We start from the raw sequence: 16,138 nt of genomic DNA on the forward strand, positions 1-16,138 counted from the left end.
CGATATTCGCATCTTCGTACCCGTTTTGCAGCCGAGAACAAAGGCGGATGTGTGATGCGCACCCACCCGGCTTCCTTCACGGCGTTCGGCTATCGAGGCATCCCGACCGCCCGCGCATTCGCGTCCGCCGGCGGCGACCCGTCGCGCGACACAGCCGCAGCGGCGGATGACGCGATCCAGCGCCGATATTTACGGGTGAGCGACGCCGTGCGCAGCTGGGCGAAAATTAACGCTTTCACGGGCGAAACGTTCGGTTTCGCTGCACGGCCCCGGCTCAACCGCCGCAACTGGAATTTCACGACGGCCATCGCAGCCAGTGAAGCCAACGCCTTGCTCTTCCAACGGATCGGCGCGACCTCCGGCCGCGGGTCCTCGCCATTGCGCCAGGCATTCGCCAAATCCGGCCTGATCGCCAGCGCCGTGCCGATGCCTGCGATGGCAACGCCGCTGTCGAGCACGTGTTGTACGACGCCGATGCGGCGAATGCCGCCGGTGACCATGACGGGCATGCGTGCGACCCCTGCGATGTCGCGCGCGAAGTCGAGGAAGTAGGCCTCGCGCGCCAGGGTGCGGCCGTCGCGCGCATCGCCCTGCATGGCCGGTGCCTCGTAACTGCCGCCCGACAGTTCCACCAGATCGACCGGCAGTTCATTGAGCAGCTCGACGACCGTCTTCGCGTCGGCGGCATCGAAACCGCCGCGCTGGAAATCGGCGGAATTCAATTTCACCGCGACCGAGAAGCCGGGCGACACCGTGGCGCGGACCGCCTTGACGGTTTCGATCAGCAGCCGCGCCCGGTTCTCGAGCGAGCCGCCCCAGCGATCGGTGCGTCGGTTGGCCAATGGCGACAGGAACTGGCTGAGCAGATAGCCGTGCGCGGCGTGGATCTGCACGCCGGAGAAACCGGCGCGCTCCGCCAGCCTCGCGGCGCTGACAAAGCGCGCGATCACGTCGTCGATGTCCTGCTCGGTCATCGCCCTCGGCATGGCAAACAGGTTCGAATGCTTGCCGAGATCGAGCGGCACGGCGGACGGCGCCAGGGTTTGCTGGCCGAGGTTTTTCATCATCTGCCGGCCGGGATGATTGAGCTGCATCCAGATCTGCGCGCCCTTGGCGCGGCCGATCCGGGCCCAGTTTCGAAACGCCTCGAGCTCGGTGCCGTCCTCCAGCACGACGCCGCCCGGTCCGGTCATGGCGCGACGATCGATCATGACATTACCCGTTATGATGAGGCCGGCGCCGCCGTCGGCCCAGGCCTGGTAGAGGCGAAGCAGCTCGGCCGAGGGCAGATGCCCTGCGTCGGCCATGTTCTCCTCCATCGCCGCCTTGGCGATGCGGTTGGGCAGGCTGCTTCCATTGGGCAGGGTGAGGGTCTCAAACGGCGACATGGGCCAGGCTCCTTGGGCCAATTTCCCTATTGATCGACGCGCACCATAACCTTAGAGTTAACTTTAAGGTCAAGCCGCGCGGAGCGCCCCGAAATGAAGATTGGAGAATTGGCGCGGGAATCCGGCCTCGCGCCATCGCGCATCCGCTTCTACGAGCGACAGGGCCTGATCGGGTCGATCGATCGCGGTTTGAACGGCTATCGGCAGTATTCGCGCGGCACGAGACAAATCCTCGAGATCATCGTGATGGCCCAGCAGGCCGGATTTTCACTCGATCAGATCCGGAACCTGCTGCCACCACATGGCAAGGGGGACTGGAGCCGCGACGCGCTGCTGGCCGCGCTGAAGACCAAGGTGACCGAGGTGGAAGCCCTGCGGCGCCGCCTGGCTGAAACACAGGCCGGGCTCGAGGTGGTGATCGCCCGGATCGAAGCCACGCCACCCGGCGGCGACTGCTTTGCGAATGCCGAAGGTATTTTGGCCGACCTCCGGGAGCAGTCCAAAGCGGGCTGACAACCCGGACAATTTGTCCTGCCCCGCCCAATCGCGCGATTTCGTCACGCCCAAAATGCCACCCATTGTTAAGCTATTGGAAACCGTGACGGGGCCTTCTGGGACGGCACGATTTTAACAGGCACACGACAAATGCGCTCGACGGCAACATCGCGGACCAAGCACTTCAGCGCAGGCCTCGTCGCGCTGGCCCTGCTGCTGCCCGGCAGCACCCAGGCCCAGTCGGCGGGCAACGGCCTGACCAATTTGATCGACAGCATCTTCTCAGGTCCGAACGCGACGCCGCCGCAGGCAGCAACCGGGCAGGATGGCGCGGCACCGCCCTGGAGCGGCGAGGACGGCGCCTCAGGCCATCCGCTGATGACAGCCGCAGCGATCCGCCAGGCCGCGTCCGACTTCCCGAACTGCGTCGCGGCGATGTGGCCGGATGCCGCGCGGCGCAACATCACGCAGGAGAACTTCCAGCGCTTCACCGCTGGCCTGCAACCCGACTTGCGCATCATGGACCTGATGGATTCGCAGCCGGAATTCACCAAGGCGATCTGGGACTATCTCGACATCCTCGTCAGCGATACGCGATTGGCCAAGGGCCGCGAGATCCTCGCCAAATACAAGCCGCAGTTCGATGCGACCGAGCGCGCCTATGGCGTCGACCGCTACATCATCGCCGCGATCTGGGGCATCGAATCGAACTACTCGACCCAGATGGGCGATCGCAACGTGGTGCAGTCGACCGCGACGCTGGCCTGCATCGGGCGCCGTCAGGCCTATTTCAAGGACGAATTCCTGTCGGCGCTGGAGATCCTCAACCGCGGCGATCTGCGCCCCGAGCAGATGCGCGGCTCGTGGGCCGGCGCGTTCGGCCCGACCCAGTTCATGCCGACCGCGTTCAAGCGTTACGCGGTCGACGGCGATGGCGACGGTCGCCGCGACGTCGTCGACAATCCGAGCGACCTGATCGCCTCGACCGCCAACAATCTGAAGAAAGACGGCTGGCAGAGCGGCGCGAGCTGGGGCTACGAGATCGTGATCCCGCAAGGCTTCAACTTCATGCTGGCCGACCGCGCCAAGGCCATGACGCTTGCGCAGTGGGAACATCTCGGCGTCAAGCGGCCCAACGGCCAGCCGTTCCCGCGGCCCTCCGACAAGGCCTATCTGCTGGCGCCGGCGGGCGCCGAGGGGCCGGGCTTCCTGATGTTGCAGAACTTCCGGGTGATCATGAAGTACAACCCGGCGGAGGCCTACGCGCTCGCCATCGGCCATTTCGCCGACCGGCTGCGCGGCGGCCAGCCCTTCGTGCAGCCGTGGCCGCGCCAGGAACGGGTGCTGTCGCGCGCCGAGCGGCTGGAATTGCAGCAGCTACTCGCCCAGCGCGGCTTCTACAAGGGGACGCCGGATGGCCAGTTCGGCGGCCTGACCCGCGAGGCGCTGCGCGGCTTCCAGGCCTCGATCGGGGCGCCGGCCGACGGTTTCGCCACCTCCGAGGTGCTGGACCGGCTGCGGGGACGGTAGCGGACGGCCCCATGTGGCCCGAATGAAGCGCAGCGAAATCCGGGTTCTCACCGCGGTTGGCCGGTCCCGGATTGTGCTTCGCTCCATCCGGGCCACGGCCCTCGCGTCACCCCAGTTCCATCGCGGTCAAACTCGGCCCCTGCCCCGCGAAAGTAACCGTGAAATCCGATATTTGCCCGTCGCCTTGACGGCCGCCGGGCGCACCCGATTTATGGTGGAAAAGCTGCCCGCGTGCGGCCCGATTCCGCTAGTATAGCCACGTACTTCCAGATCATTGCGACCGAGCTCGATGGCAAAGCCGAAGTCCTTCCTGCGCATCTTCACCGAAGCCGGCCCGCTGGTCGCGCTGACGGTGGCGCTGGCGCTCCTGATCGGCATTGCCGAGCCCGCCTCGGCGCAGTTCTTCGGCTTCCCCGGTTTCGGTGGCGGACCGCCGCAACCGCAGCGCCGTGCGCCGCCACAACATGGCGGTGGTGGCGGCTGGTTCGGCGGTGATTTCTTCGCACCGTTCCAGCAGCAGGCGCCGCAATCGCAGCCGCAGCGGCCGCGCGAGGATTTCTCGCGTGCGCCGCCGCCGGCCAAGCGCGAGACCGCGGCCGAGCGCAACGTGCTGGTGATCGGCGACGCGATGGCCGACTGGCTCGCCTATGGCCTGGAGGATGCTTATTCCGACCAGCCCGACATGGGCGTGATCCGCAAGCACAAGACGGTGTCCGGCCTGATCCGCTATCAGCCCAAGGGCGACCCGGCGGATTGGGCGGCAGCCGCCAAGGGAATTCTCGCCACCGAAAATCCCGACGCCATCGTCGTGATGCTCGGCCTCAGCGACCGCACCGCGATCCGCGAACCGGTGGTGGAAAAGAAGGTCGAGAAAAAGGACGAAAAGAAGGACGCCCGCGCCAAGCCGGATACCAAGCCGGGCGACAAGCCAGATACCGCGGCCAAAGCCGACGCCAAGCCTGCCGATCCCGAGCTGCCGGCCGACGACGCCGACAGCGACTCGCAGGCCACGCCGGAAAAGACCGCGCGCTCGCCCAACGGGCTCTACGAATTCCGCGACGACCGCTGGGTCGAACTCTACGGCAAGAAGATCGAGGAACTGATCAACGTGCTGAAGAGCAAGGGCGTGCCGGTGCTGTGGGTCGGATTGCCCGCGATCCGCGGCCAGAAGGGCACGTCGGACATGCTGTTCCTCGACGCACTCTATCGCGACGGCGCCGGCAAGGCCGGCATCACCTATGTCGACGTCTGGGACGGCTTTGTCGACGAGGCCGGCCGCTTCATGCAGAAGGGTCCGGACTTCGAAGGCCAGCCCCGCAAGCTGCGCTCCGATGACGGTGTGTTCTTCACCAAGGCCGGCGCGCGCAAGCTCGCGCACTATGTCGAGCGCGAGGTGACCCGCCTGCTTGCGGTGCGCTCCGGCCCGATCGCGCTGCCGAGCGAGCCGGCGGCGCCCGAGACCAGCACCGAGCCCGGCAAGCCGCCGCCGCGGCCGCTGGCGGGCCCCGTGCTGCCGCTGGTCGCCTCGACGGTCGGCACCGATCAATTGCTCGGCGGCCCCGGCTCGCGGCCCGCCGCTGTCGATGCGCTCGCCGCGCGCACGCTGGTGAAGGGCGAGGCGCTGGCGCCGCCTGCCGGCCGTGCCGACGATTTCGCCTGGCCACGCCGCGAGATCGGCCGCGAGCAGGCCAAGGGCGACGTGCCGGTTGCCGCGACCACGCCAACCGCGCCGGCTGGTGGACCGGCGAATCCGCCGCCCTCCACCACGGCGATCGCGCCCGACGGCTCGATCATCACGGCGCCGAAGCCGCAGCGGCGCGTGTTCCGTCCGGCCCAGGCCCAGCCGCAGCAACAGCCGCAGACCCAACCCTGGCTACGTGACCTGTTCGGATTCGGCGCCCCGCAACAGCGCCCACTGGTCGCACCGCCGCCGCGTCCGCCGCGCGGCATCGGACAGCGCGCCTCTGCGCCGGGGAATCCCTGGCAGTAACGGGCGGCGGAAGCACGGTAATATCCACGTCATTGCGAGCGAAGCGCACGCAATCCATCGCTCCTCAAGCGGAGAAATGGATTGCTTCGTCGCGGAGCCTGTCATCGTCGCGGAGCCTGCCACTGGGCGCGCATACGCGCGACCCATTGGCTCCTCGCAATGACAGCGGGTGAGATGTCCTAGAGCCTTTCCCGTTCCGATGGAATCGGAACGGAGCTCTAGGTTCTTGTGTTGACGCGTTTTCTTCACGCGAACCGGTATCCACTTCGCTCGAAAACGCTCTAGCCTTAATAGCGCCAGCGTGACGGCGGGCGGCGCGGCTGGCGGGTCATCAACAGCGCGAGCGCAAAGCCGATGCCACCGGCGATCAGCAGCGCGCCAAGCGGATTGTCCTGCACCGACCTGGCCATCGCCTTCTGCCCGTCGCGGATCGTTTCCCCGCGGCTCTCATAGGCGTCCTTGGCATAGTTGACCGCGGTATCGGCGGCATCGCGTGCGGCATCCTTGGCCTGGCCGTAGAGATCCTGCACCGTGCCAGCGGCTTCGCGCACGCGGCCCGAGGCCTGGGTTTGCGCGTCGCCGGTGGCGTCGCCGATTGCGCCTTCGGCCTTGCCCGCGAACTCCTTGGCCGTCCCGAAAATCCGATCCTTATCCATCACGACTGCTCCCTGAAATTGTCAGGAAGCCAACCGCCGAACCCCGCGCAAGTTCCTGCGGCCAAAGCGCGATGCGCGCTTTGGCCTCATTGCATGACCTCTTCCGGAAATGGCGCTCCACGCTTCCGGATCATGCCCTAGAGGATCAGCCCGCCATCGACGACGAGGGTCTGTCCGACGATATAAGAAGCAAGCGGCGACGCCAGGAACAGCGCGGCGCCCGCCATGTCTGCCGGCGTGCCGAGCCGCTTCAGCGGAATCCGCCCGAGCGCGCCTTCGAGCCGCTTTGGATTGGCGGTGGTCGCCTTGGTCATCTTGGTGTCGACCAGGCCGGGCGCGATGCCGTTGACGCGGATGCCGTTCTCGGCCCACGCCTCGCCCAGCGTGCGCGTCAACCCGACGGCGCCGGTCTTCGAGGCGTTGTACGCCGGATTGCCCATGGTGGAATGATAGGCCGCGGTCGAGCTCACGATGATCAGCGAGCCTTGGCTGGCGCTCAGCATCGCGTGGAATTTGGTGGCGCAGGCCATCAGGCTCATCAGATTGACTTCGAGCACCTTGCGGAAGCCCTCCATCTCGAATTCCCCGCGGCGGTAAATCACCGCGCCCTGCGCCAGCACCAGCACGTCGAGCCGATCGAACGACGGCCTGAAGGCTTCGATCGCCTGCGGATTGCTGACGTCGAGCTGCGCGTAGGCGAGGCCCTCGAGATGCGAGCCCTCTTCTGATGAGTAATCGCTCGCCTGCGCGCGGGTGCCGCAGATCGCGACGCGCGCGCCCTTGGCGCGGAAGGCCTGCGCGATGCCGTTGCCGATGCCTGAGGAGCCGCCGACCACCAATATTTGCTTGCCGCCGAAATCGAGCTCGTTCATCGCGTTCCTCTCTCGTGCTGTTTTCTTGATTGAGCATGATCCTTCGCGAAAAGCCAACGGCGGACTTGCGTTAATGCGCTACCCGCGTGCCGATGCGGGAACGCAGGTTTGACGTCTCTGCGGATCGGTGCGAGCGTTGGCGGTCTCACAACGCAAAAAATCAACGGGAGGTCTTCGTGTCCGAATACAAGCAGCTCAGCCGTTCGGTGAAGGGCCTCACCGTTCTCGTCACGGGAGCCGCCAGCGGCATGGGCCGCGCCACCGCGCGCGTATTCGCCGACGAGGGGGCCAATGTCGCGGTCACCGATCTGACCGAAGAGGGCACGCAGGCGGTGGCGAAGGAAATTTCCGCGAGCGGCGGCGCGGCGAAGGCCTGGACGCTCGACGTCAGCGATCGCGACGCCATCACCAAGGTCGTCAACGATGTCGCTGCGCATTTCGGCGGGCTCGACATCATCGTCAACAATGCCGGCATCTCGGTGCGCGTGCCGATCGACGATCCCGGTTACGAGGACGCCTGGGCCAAGGGCATCGCTGTGATGCTGACGGCGCATCCGCGCATCATCCGCGCGGCACTGCCATACCTGCGCAAGTCGCGCTCGCCGCGCATCGTCAACATCGCCTCGACCGAGGCGCTGGGTGCAACCGGATTGCACAGTCCCTACTCCGCGGCCAAGGGCGGCGTCACCAGCCTGACCCGCTCGCTCGCGGTGGAACTGGGGCGCGAAGGCATCACGGTGAACTGCATCTGTCCGGGACCGATCCGTACCGCCATCACCGACCGCATCTCCGAGGAGCACAAGACGATCTACGCCAAGCGCCGCACCGCACTCGGCCGCTACGGCGACCCGGAAGAGGTCGCGCATATGACGCTGAGCCTGTGCCTGCCGGCGGCGTCCTTCCTGACCGGCGCGGTCATTCCGGTGGACGGCGGGTTGATGGCACGGAATGCCTGAGCTGCGCATGACGTCACAGCGTTGACAGGCGGCGCATCGGGAGTAGCCTTCATTTCAAACGAAGCGGGACAACCGCCCGCACGAGACGGGGAGATACGCCATGACGGTTCTAATCCGGCAGCTTCACAAGCATTTCGTCGGCGAGGTCTCCGGCGTCGATCTGCGCAAGCCGCTGACGAAGCAGGAAGCGACCGACATCGAGGCCGGCATGGACAAATACGCCGTGCTCGTCTTCCACGGCCAGGACATCACTGACGAACAGCAGATGGCGTTCGCGCTGAATTTCGGCGAGCGCGAGAGCTCGCGTGGCGGCACGGTGACGAAGAAGGAGGACTATCGCCTGTCGTCGGGGCTCAACGACGTCGGCAATCTCGGCAAGGACGGCAAGCCGCTGCCGAAGGATCACCGCACCCATCTGTTCAACCTCGGCAATTGCCTGTGGCATTCCGACAGCTCGTTCCGGCCGATCCCGGCGAAATTCTCGCTGCTGTCGGCGCGCGTGGTGAACCCGAAGGGCGGCAACACCGAATTCGCCGACATGCGCGCCGCCTATGACGCGCTCGACGACGACACCAAGGCCGACATCGAGGACATGATCTGCGAGCACTCGCTGATGTATTCGCGCGGCTCGCTCGGCTTCCTCGACTACACCGAGGAAGAGAAACAGATGTTCAAGCCGGTGCTGCAACGGCTGGTGCGCACCCATCCGGGGCACGGCCGCAAGTCGTTGTATTTGTCGTCGCATGCCGGCGCCATCAAGGGCATGAGCATGCCGGAGGCGCGGGTGCTGCTGCGCGACCTCACCGAGCACGCGACGCAGAGCGAGTTTGTCTACGTGCACAAATGGACGGTGCATGACCTCGTGATGTGGGACAACCGCCAGACCGTGCACCGCGTGCGCCGCTACGACCAGTCGCAGCCCCGCGACATGCGCCGCGCCACGGTCGCCGGCTCGCAACCGACGGTGGCGCAGGAAGCGGCGGAGTAGCGGCCACAATAACCGCTGTCGTCGCGGGCAAGCGTAAGCGCGACCCGGGACCCGTAACCACAGGGTGTGGTTGTTGCGCGCGGCTGTGGCCCCAGCAAACTCTTTCACACAATGCGGGGGTTATGGGTCCCGGCCTTCGCCGGGACGACGTTGGGGAGATGGCTAGCTCGATCTGCTACGCGTGGCCGGCGTCGTTCGACAGCATGCCGGCCTCGATGCCGATCTTGCGCAGGGCACGCGCGTATTTCTCGTCGACGTCGGCGCCGAAGATCAGCTCCGGATCGGCGTCGCAATGCAGCCAGCCGTTATGCTGGATCTCGTTCTCGAGCTGGCCCGGCGCCCAGCCGGCATAGCCCAGCGCGAGGATCGCGTGCTTGGGGCCGGCGCCCTTGGCGATCGCCTTCAGGATGTCGACGGTCGCGGTGAGCGAGATGCCGTCGTCGATGTTCAGCGTCGCATCCTGGATATAGAAATCGCTGGAGTGCAGCACGAAGCCGCGACCGGTATCGACCGGGCCGCCCTTCATCACCTTCATCATCTCGGCATTCTCGGGCAGCGTGATCTGGTCCGACTTCTCGATGATGTCGAGCTGCACCAGGAGCCCGGGGAAATCGATGCTGCCGGCCGGACGGTTGACGATGATGCCCATCGCTCCCTCCGAGGAATGGGCGCACATGTAGATCACCGAGCGCTCGAAGCGCGGGTCGTTCATGACAGGCATCGCGATCAGCATCTGGCCATCGAGATAGCCGCCATCGGCGGCGTGGGGACCGACGGCCGGACTTCTGCCGGCGGTGGTCTTGCGAGTCCTGCCTGTTTTGCCTTCAGGGCGCATCCACAAAGGCCTTTCCTGCTGATTTGGCATCCTGATATTGGGTGGCGGTTCTGTCAATCAAGCATCACGCCGCGTGCGGCGATGCATCACAAGCAATTCAATGGTTTGCAACGAAAGTTGCAGGTAAACACGTCTCATGATCGTCACAGTTCCCTTGCGGGCCGCTCTGGGCGTTGCCGCTACATTGTCCGTCGCATGTATGGCAACGGAAGTTCGCGCCGACGACGCCTCGCCGTGGCAGCAGGACACACATTCCGCCGTACGGTTGCTCGCGGGATCGCGCAGCGGCGCGGTGCTGCTCGGCGGCATCGCCTTCCAGTTGCAGGACGGCTGGAAAACCTACTGGCGGACGCCCGGCGATTCCGGCGTGCCGCCGCGGTTCGATTTCTCCAAGTCGGATAATGTCGATGCGGTCACGGTGATGTGGCCGGCGCCGCGCCAGTTCGACGACGGCGCCGGCGGCACCTCGCTCGGCTACAAGCATCAGGTGGTGCTGCCGCTGCGCATCGTCGCCAAGAACCCCGACAAGCCCTTGGTGCTGCGCGCCGACATCAGCTACGCGGTGTGCGAGAAGCTGTGCGTACCGGTGGAGGCCAAGGCCGAGCTGGCGTTCGCGAGCGTCGCCTCGACCGAGGACGCAGCCCTGTCGGAGGCGCTCAACGCGGTGCCGAAGCCCGCCAATATCGGCGATCCCACCCCCGTCACGATCCGCGACGTCAAGCGCGACGACAAGAACAACGTGCTGGTCGATGTCGCCGCGCCCGACAGCAAGGAGCTCAGCCTGTATGTCGAGGGCCCGACGCCGGACTGGGCGCTTCCGGTGCCCAAGCTGGTCGAGCACTCGCCGCCGGGCGTGAAGCGCTTCTCCTTCGAGCTCGATGGACTGCCGCCCGGCGCCAAGGCGGAGGGTGCCGCACTGAAGCTGACCTTGGTCGGCGGCGACAAAAGCTACGAATTCAATATCAATTTGAACTGACGCCCGCTTCTCCGGTCGTCGTCCTGGCGGAAGCCAGGACCCATACTCCGCGGCAGCGGTTTGAGGCAGGCCGGGGCCACGGCGTGCCCGCAAATAGACATTTGTGGCTAAGGGGTCCTGGTTTTCGCCGGGACGACGGGAACATCGCTCACCCAACCCAATCTTAACGTTTCGTTGATAGATCGGTGGCCATTGCCGCCTTGCGGCGCTTTAGGAATTTTCCGCCTTGGCTGTGATGGAGACACAATCCGAATCCTCTGCCGCAACCTCCGCGCCAGCGGGCCCGGCCGCTCGCGTGCGGGACCTCGTCGCGCGCCTGCTCGGCGGCACCAAGGAGGCGTCGGTCACCAAGCGCCTCGCGGGCATGATCTTCGTCATCCGCGTCATCAGCGCCGCGATCGCCTATCTGGCGCAGATCCTGCTGGCGCGCTGGATGAGCGGCTCGGACTACGGCATCTATGTCTATGTCTGGACCTGGGTGCTGCTGCTCGGCAGCACGATGGATTTCGGCATCGCGCCGTCCTCGCAGAAGATCATCCCGGAATATCGCGCGCGCGGCGACCTTGCCGCGCTGCGCGGCTTCCTCTCCGGCGGCCGTTGGGTGGTGCTTGCCGCGTCCAGCACAGTGGCGCTGCTGCTCGCCGGCGTGATCCACCTCGCATCGCCCTGGATCGATCCCAACGCGGTGGTGCCGCTCTATATCGGCTGCCTGACGCTGCCGCCCTTCGTGGTCGCCAACACCCAGGACGGCATCTCGCGCGCGCATGACTGGATGCAGCTCGGCCTGATGCCGCAATTCATCGTGCGGCAAGGGCTGATCATCGCGTTGACCGCCGGCGCGCTGGCGCTCGGCCTCGATCTCGGCGCGACGGTTGCGATGATCGCGAGCGCCGCGGCGGTCTACATCGCCGCGATCGGCCAGATGATCGTGCTGAACCGCCGCCTCAAAGTCCATCTCGGCCCAGGCGAGAAGACCTACGACGTCAAGGGCTGGTTCGCGATCTCGCTGCCGATCATGCTGGTCGAGAGCTTCTATCTGCTGCTCGGCTACACCGACGTACTGATGCTACAGCAATTCCGCTCCTCGGAGGAAGTCGGCATCTACTTCGCCGTGGTGAAGACGCTGGCACTGGTGTCGTTCGTCCACTATGCGATGTCGGCGACGACGGCGCACCGTTTCGCCGAGTACAACGCGCTCGGCGACAAGGACCGGCTGGCAGCCTATGTCACGCACGCGATCAGCTGGACGTTCTGGCCCTCATTGTTTGCAACGGTCGCCCTGCTCGCGTTTGGCAAGCCGCTGCTGTGGCTGTTCGGCCCGAAATTCGTCGACGGCTACAGCATCATGTTCGTGGCCGCGATCGGGCTCGTGGTGCGCTCGGCGATCGGGCCGGTGGAGCGGCTGTTGAACATGCTCGGCCACCAGAATATCTGCGCCACCGCCTATGCGGTGTCGTTCTTCATGAATGTCGGGCTCTGCATCGCGCTGGTGCCGCGCTACGGCGGCATGGGCGCAGCCGCCTCGACCTCGCTCTCGCTGACCTTCGAGACGATCCTGCTGTTCGTCGTGGTGCGCTCGCGCCTCGGGCTGCACGTGCTGGCATTCGGGAAGCGACAGCCGGCGGCGTAGCGCCTTGCGGTTCACTTCAGGAGCGATCCGGCCACGATCATCAGGATGCCGATCGTGGGAACATTCCAGATCATCGAACGCGCCAGCGACAGATTGGCTGCGTACAGGATCGTGTAGGCGATGCGGCCCCAAAGGTAGAGCTGCGCCCCCGACAATGTCAGCCAATTGTGCGCGCCCACCATGGCCGCGAGCACGATCGCAGCGGCAAAGAATGGAAAGGTCTCGAGAAAATTTCGGAGCGAGCGCTCGGCCCGCCCGGCGAGGCCTGTGAGCGGCGGAACGCTCTGCTCCCGCGAGCTCGCGGTCCAGTGATAGCCGCGTTGCCAGCTCTGCAGATGCGCAGTGACAATGATGTGGGCAATACCGAAGACGATGCCGGCAGCGAGCGTGGCAAGCTCGGTGGTCATGCAAGAGCCCTCGCCTGACGCGAGCGGCTCTGATCAATCAGAGCCGCCTTTTCGTCTTTCGACTGATCCGGCAACGCGGCGCGGAACGCCGCGTTCGCCGACCGAAGATCGCCGCCTTACTCCGCGGTCCAGCCGCCGTCGATCGAGAGGTTGGCACCAGTGATCTGCGCCGCATCGTCGCCGCACAGGAACAGCGCCAGCGCCGCAACCTGCTCCGAGGTCACGAACTCCTTGGTCGGCTGCGCGGCCAACAGCACGTCCTTGATGACCTGCTCCTTGGTCATGTTGCGCGCCTTCATGGTCTCCGGAATCTGGTGCTCGACCAACGGCGTCCAGACATAGCCCGGCGAGATGCAGTTGCAGGTGATCTTGAACTGCGCGAGCTCGAGGGCCGCGGTCTTTGTGAGTCCGGCGATGCCATGCTTGGCCGAGACGTAGGCCGACTTGAACGGCGAGGCCACCAGCGAATGTGCCGAGGCGGTGTTGATGATGCGGCCCCAGCCGCGCTTCTTCATGCCGGGCACCGCGGCGCGGATGCCGTAGAACGCGGACGACAGGTTGATCGCGATGATCGCTTCCCACTTCTCCGGCGGGAATTCCTCGATCGGCGACACGAACTGGATGCCGGCATTGTTGACCAGGATGTCGACCGAACCGAAGGTCTTCTCGCCGAGCGCGACCATCTCGGCGATCTCCGCCGGCTTGGTCATGTCGGCCGGCGAATGCACCGCCTTGACCTTGAAATCGGTCTCGATGCCGGAACGTTCCTTCTCGATGTCGGCCGGGACGCCCATGCCATTGAGGACGATATTGGCGCCGGCGCCCGCGAAGGCGCGTGCGTAAGCCAATCCGATGCCGCTGGTCGAGCCGGTCACAACGGCGGTCTTGCCTGTCAATGTACCCATTATCGGTCGCTCCTATTTGCCTGCGGGGGCTTCGGGTTCATCCCCCGTCAGATCGTAAGTCACCATGGTTTCCCCGGACTGTGGCCGTTCTAGCCATTCTTTGTGACGCATCGACAAATGCACGTCGCGGACGCCCGCGCCCCAGTGCTCGACCATCGCAACATGGGAGAAGTCGTAATCTTTCGAGGAGCTCTCGTAGTTCTTGCTCTTGTAGATCAGGTGAACCACCGTGACGGTGTTCTCCTTCGACGCCTTGCGCAGCAGTTCGACCGACGGATCGTTCTTCAGGTAATCGGGCAGCTTGCTGATGAGGTCGCGCACCGCCATGCGGGCATTGTGGACCTGCTTGTTCTTGTCGGTGTTCATCCGTGTCCGGCTGGAATAGCGGATGTCCTTTTCGCGCTCGGCGGCCTCCAGCAGCGTCTCCGGCAACGGCCCGCGCGCACTGAACAGGTCGACCTGGAAGATCAGCAGATCGCGGCTGGTCTCCTCGTCGAGCACGAAATCGAGCGGCGTGTTGGAGGCGATGCCGCCGTCCCAGTAATGCTCGCCCTCGATCACGACGGCGGGAAAGCCCGGCGGCAGCGCGCCCGAGGCCATGATGTGCTCGGGACCGATCTTTTTACCGAGCTTCTTGAACTCGTAATTGTCGAAATAGCAGAAGTTGCCGGAGGTGACGCCGACCGCGCCGACCGACAGGCGCGTCTTCAGGTCGTTGATGCGATCGAAGTCGACAAGCCGCTCCAACGTCTTCTTCAGGGGCGCCGTGTCGTAATAGCTCAGCGATTGCGAGCTGCCGGGCGGCCACAGCGGCGCCGGCGGAATCCGCGGCGTGAAGAAGCCGGGCACGCCGAAAGTCGCGATGATCGCAGCAGAGGTCTCGTTGAACAGCGAGCGGGCGCGCTCATGCTTCGACACCGGGTTCCACGGCACCGGCGCCGACACCATCTCCCAGAATTCCTTCAACCGCGGCACCCGCCTGTCCGGCTCGTTGCCGGCGATGATCGCGGCATTGATGGCGCCGATCGAGATGCCGGCGATCCATTCCGGCTCGAAGCCCGCGTGGCAGAGCGCCTGGAAGGCACCGGCCTGGTAGGAGCCGAGCGCCCCGCCGCCCTGGAGAACCAGCACCCGCTGCGCTTGCGCGGGCGTCGAGGCCGGCGCGGAATCCGAAGTATCCATCCGTAACCGTTCGGTCAGAAATGACTTGAGCCGCACCGTGGCGGCTGTTCGCCGCGCCGTCAATCAGCGAGATGAGGGGGTCTTCTTTGGGCATGATCCACTTTTCCGGATCATGCCTTGGATCACGCGGAATTTATCGAAATCAGGTTGCTGCCAGAATGAGCGTCCAGAACACCTTGTATTTGGTGTTTGGAGCATAGACGGCCGCGATGCCCATTTTTGTGACACCGCTCTTGAGCATATTGGCCTTGTGCGGCGGTGAATCGCGCCACCCAGAGAACGCTTCCGCGAGCGTGTGATAGCCGGCCGAGATGTTCTCGACCGCGACGGTCGCGGGATAGCCGCCGGCCTCGAGCCGCTTGCCGAGCGGGGCCTTCACGTCGTGATCCATCTTGTTGCGGGCGGCCATCGCCTGCGATTGCTGCTCGGCGAGCTTGGTCAGCGCGGGATCCACCACCACGACGCCAAGGCCGTTGTTCTGGCGGTACTGCGAAAACATGATCGCGGCGGCCTGGCTATCCAGCACGGCACCGGGCTGCGCCATGTTGAGATACATGGCCGGTTCTTCCGGGATTTTGGTCTCTGTGCCGCAGCCGGCAAGCACCAGAAGCCCGAACAGGGCGACCGTCGTCCGTTTCACTCGTGAGAACCCCCAAAGTTGGCCCGCCGTTGTTGCATACCAACCGTGGCTGAATGGTGAACAGGGGCTAACTTTTGACAGCCAAATGCCGGCATTGCCGGGCAGCTCCCGGTGGCTTCATCCGGGTTATGGCCATCCCGTTGACACCATTGCGCGTTTCTGGCTCGGTCGGCCTAACGTAATCGTCGGGTTGAGGAAGGTCATGAGCCAGCAAGCAGCCCTGCCGATCGCCGATTCGAGCGCGACGCGCGCGATCTTCGATTGGCTCGAGCGGTTCGCCGCCTGCGTCCGGGCCGTGGACTATGCCGCTGCCCGTCCGTTCTGGCATCCCGACATCATCGCCTTCGGCACCTACCAGGAACTGATCCGCGGCCTCGCGCGCTGGACCGAGACGCAATGGGACAATGTCTGGCCACGTACGGCGGACTTTGCCTTCGACCTCGACAATACCGCGGTGCTGATGAGCGGCGACGGCAGCATGGCGACCGTGATCACGCCCTGGACCAGCACCGGCTTCCGTGCGGACGGCAGCCGGTTCGATCGGCCGGGACGAGCGACCATCATCCTCGCACGGCAGACCGACGGACGTTGGCTCGGCATTCATTCCCACATGTCGCTGCAACGTGGCGTGCCGCAGGACAGCCATGGCAACCGCCCGGTCAAGGCGCGTTGACCGTGAGCCCTTGTC

16 protein-coding genes are annotated in these 16,138 nt (G+C 65.3%); 8 read left to right on the forward strand and 8 right to left on the reverse strand.

The features are described 5' to 3' along the window. Positions 1-89: 89 nt before the first annotated feature. A complete protein-coding gene (locus CWS35_RS01825) occupies positions 90-1,388 on the reverse strand; it encodes an NADH:flavin oxidoreductase/NADH oxidase family protein (RefSeq protein ID WP_024584370.1) in 1,299 nt (432 codons plus the stop codon). 93 nt (positions 1,389-1,481) lie between these two features. Here CWS35_RS01825 and CWS35_RS01830 point away from each other — a divergent pair, with 93 nt between their 5' ends. The 3 genes from CWS35_RS01830 to CWS35_RS01840 all read left to right on the forward strand — a co-directional run bounded on the left by CWS35_RS01830 (position 1,482) and on the right by CWS35_RS01840 (position 5,403). Beyond that, positions 1,482-1,901 carry a MerR family transcriptional regulator gene (locus CWS35_RS01830; protein WP_024584369.1) on the forward strand — a complete coding sequence of 140 codons (420 nt, stop codon included), beginning with the start codon at positions 1,482-1,484 and terminating at the stop codon, positions 1,899-1,901. A 132-nt stretch (positions 1,902-2,033) separates the two neighbouring features. Continuing rightward, positions 2,034-3,413, forward strand: a complete 1,380-nt coding sequence (locus CWS35_RS01835; RefSeq protein WP_024584368.1) for a lytic murein transglycosylase — start codon at positions 2,034-2,036, stop codon at positions 3,411-3,413. Between the two features lie 289 nt (positions 3,414-3,702). Further along, positions 3,703-5,403: an SGNH family hydrolase gene (locus CWS35_RS01840; protein ID WP_024584367.1), complete on the forward strand. Its 1,701-nt coding sequence runs from the start codon at positions 3,703-3,705 to the stop codon at positions 5,401-5,403. A 287-nt stretch (positions 5,404-5,690) separates the two neighbouring features. On the opposite strand, the gene CWS35_RS01850 is transcribed toward CWS35_RS01840, so the two are convergent. Beyond that, entirely contained in the window at positions 5,691-6,059 is a 369-nt protein-coding gene (locus CWS35_RS01850; protein WP_024584366.1) for a CsbD family protein, read from the reverse strand. A 137-nt stretch (positions 6,060-6,196) separates the two neighbouring features. After that, positions 6,197-6,931 (reverse strand): SDR family NAD(P)-dependent oxidoreductase, encoded by a 735-nt coding sequence (locus tag CWS35_RS01855; protein ID WP_100950475.1) that lies wholly within the window; start codon positions 6,929-6,931, stop codon positions 6,197-6,199. A gap of 176 nt (positions 6,932-7,107) precedes the next feature. Here CWS35_RS01855 and CWS35_RS01860 point away from each other — a divergent pair, with 176 nt between their 5' ends. Together CWS35_RS01860 and CWS35_RS01865 are read left to right on the forward strand one after the other, a co-directional pair. Further along, on the forward strand, positions 7,108-7,887 hold the full coding sequence (locus tag CWS35_RS01860) for an SDR family NAD(P)-dependent oxidoreductase (RefSeq protein ID WP_168226252.1): 780 nt from the start codon (positions 7,108-7,110) through the stop codon (positions 7,885-7,887). A 100-nt stretch (positions 7,888-7,987) separates the two neighbouring features. Next, the gene (locus CWS35_RS01865) at positions 7,988-8,875 is read left to right on the forward strand and encodes a TauD/TfdA family dioxygenase (protein ID WP_100950477.1); all 888 of its coding nucleotides are present in this window, start codon (positions 7,988-7,990) and stop codon (positions 8,873-8,875) included. 175 nt (positions 8,876-9,050) lie between these two features. Here the strand turns inward: CWS35_RS01865 and CWS35_RS01870 are convergent, their stop codons facing one another. Continuing rightward, positions 9,051-9,710 carry a YqgE/AlgH family protein gene (locus CWS35_RS01870; RefSeq protein ID WP_024585290.1) on the reverse strand — a complete coding sequence of 220 codons (660 nt, stop codon included), beginning with the start codon at positions 9,708-9,710 and terminating at the stop codon, positions 9,051-9,053. A gap of 136 nt (positions 9,711-9,846) precedes the next feature. Here CWS35_RS01870 and CWS35_RS01875 point away from each other — a divergent pair, with 136 nt between their 5' ends. Next, on the forward strand, positions 9,847-10,686 hold the full coding sequence (locus CWS35_RS01875; protein WP_100950479.1) for a protein-disulfide reductase DsbD domain-containing protein: 840 nt from the start codon (positions 9,847-9,849) through the stop codon (positions 10,684-10,686). A gap of 235 nt (positions 10,687-10,921) precedes the next feature. After that, entirely contained in the window at positions 10,922-12,316 is a 1,395-nt protein-coding gene (locus CWS35_RS01880) for an oligosaccharide flippase family protein (RefSeq protein WP_100950481.1), read from the forward strand. Positions 12,317-12,327: 11 nt separating this feature from the next. On the opposite strand, the gene CWS35_RS01885 is transcribed toward CWS35_RS01880, so the two are convergent. From CWS35_RS01885 to CWS35_RS01900, 4 genes are all read right to left on the reverse strand, one after another. Further along, entirely contained in the window at positions 12,328-12,723 is a 396-nt protein-coding gene (locus tag CWS35_RS01885; RefSeq protein ID WP_100950483.1) for an MAPEG family protein, read from the reverse strand. Between the two features lie 116 nt (positions 12,724-12,839). Then, positions 12,840-13,628 (reverse strand): 3-hydroxybutyrate dehydrogenase, encoded by a 789-nt coding sequence (locus CWS35_RS01890; RefSeq protein ID WP_024581917.1) that lies wholly within the window; start codon positions 13,626-13,628, stop codon positions 12,840-12,842. Between the two features lie 12 nt (positions 13,629-13,640). Beyond that, a complete protein-coding gene (locus CWS35_RS01895) occupies positions 13,641-14,810 on the reverse strand; it encodes a DUF3734 domain-containing protein (RefSeq protein WP_024581916.1) in 1,170 nt (389 codons plus the stop codon). A gap of 142 nt (positions 14,811-14,952) precedes the next feature. Continuing rightward, the gene (locus CWS35_RS01900) at positions 14,953-15,450 is read right to left on the reverse strand and encodes a CAP domain-containing protein (protein ID WP_100950485.1); all 498 of its coding nucleotides are present in this window, start codon (positions 15,448-15,450) and stop codon (positions 14,953-14,955) included. Between the two features lie 202 nt (positions 15,451-15,652). On the opposite strand from CWS35_RS01900, the gene CWS35_RS01905 reads away from it, so the two are divergent. Next, positions 15,653-16,123, forward strand: coding sequence for a nuclear transport factor 2 family protein (locus CWS35_RS01905; RefSeq protein WP_100950487.1), 471 nt, complete (start codon positions 15,653-15,655; stop codon positions 16,121-16,123). Positions 16,124-16,138: the final 15 nt, after the last annotated feature.

It is taken from the genome of Bradyrhizobium sp. SK17 (genome assembly GCF_002831585.1).
GTDB lineage: Bacteria > Pseudomonadota > Alphaproteobacteria > Rhizobiales > Xanthobacteraceae > Bradyrhizobium.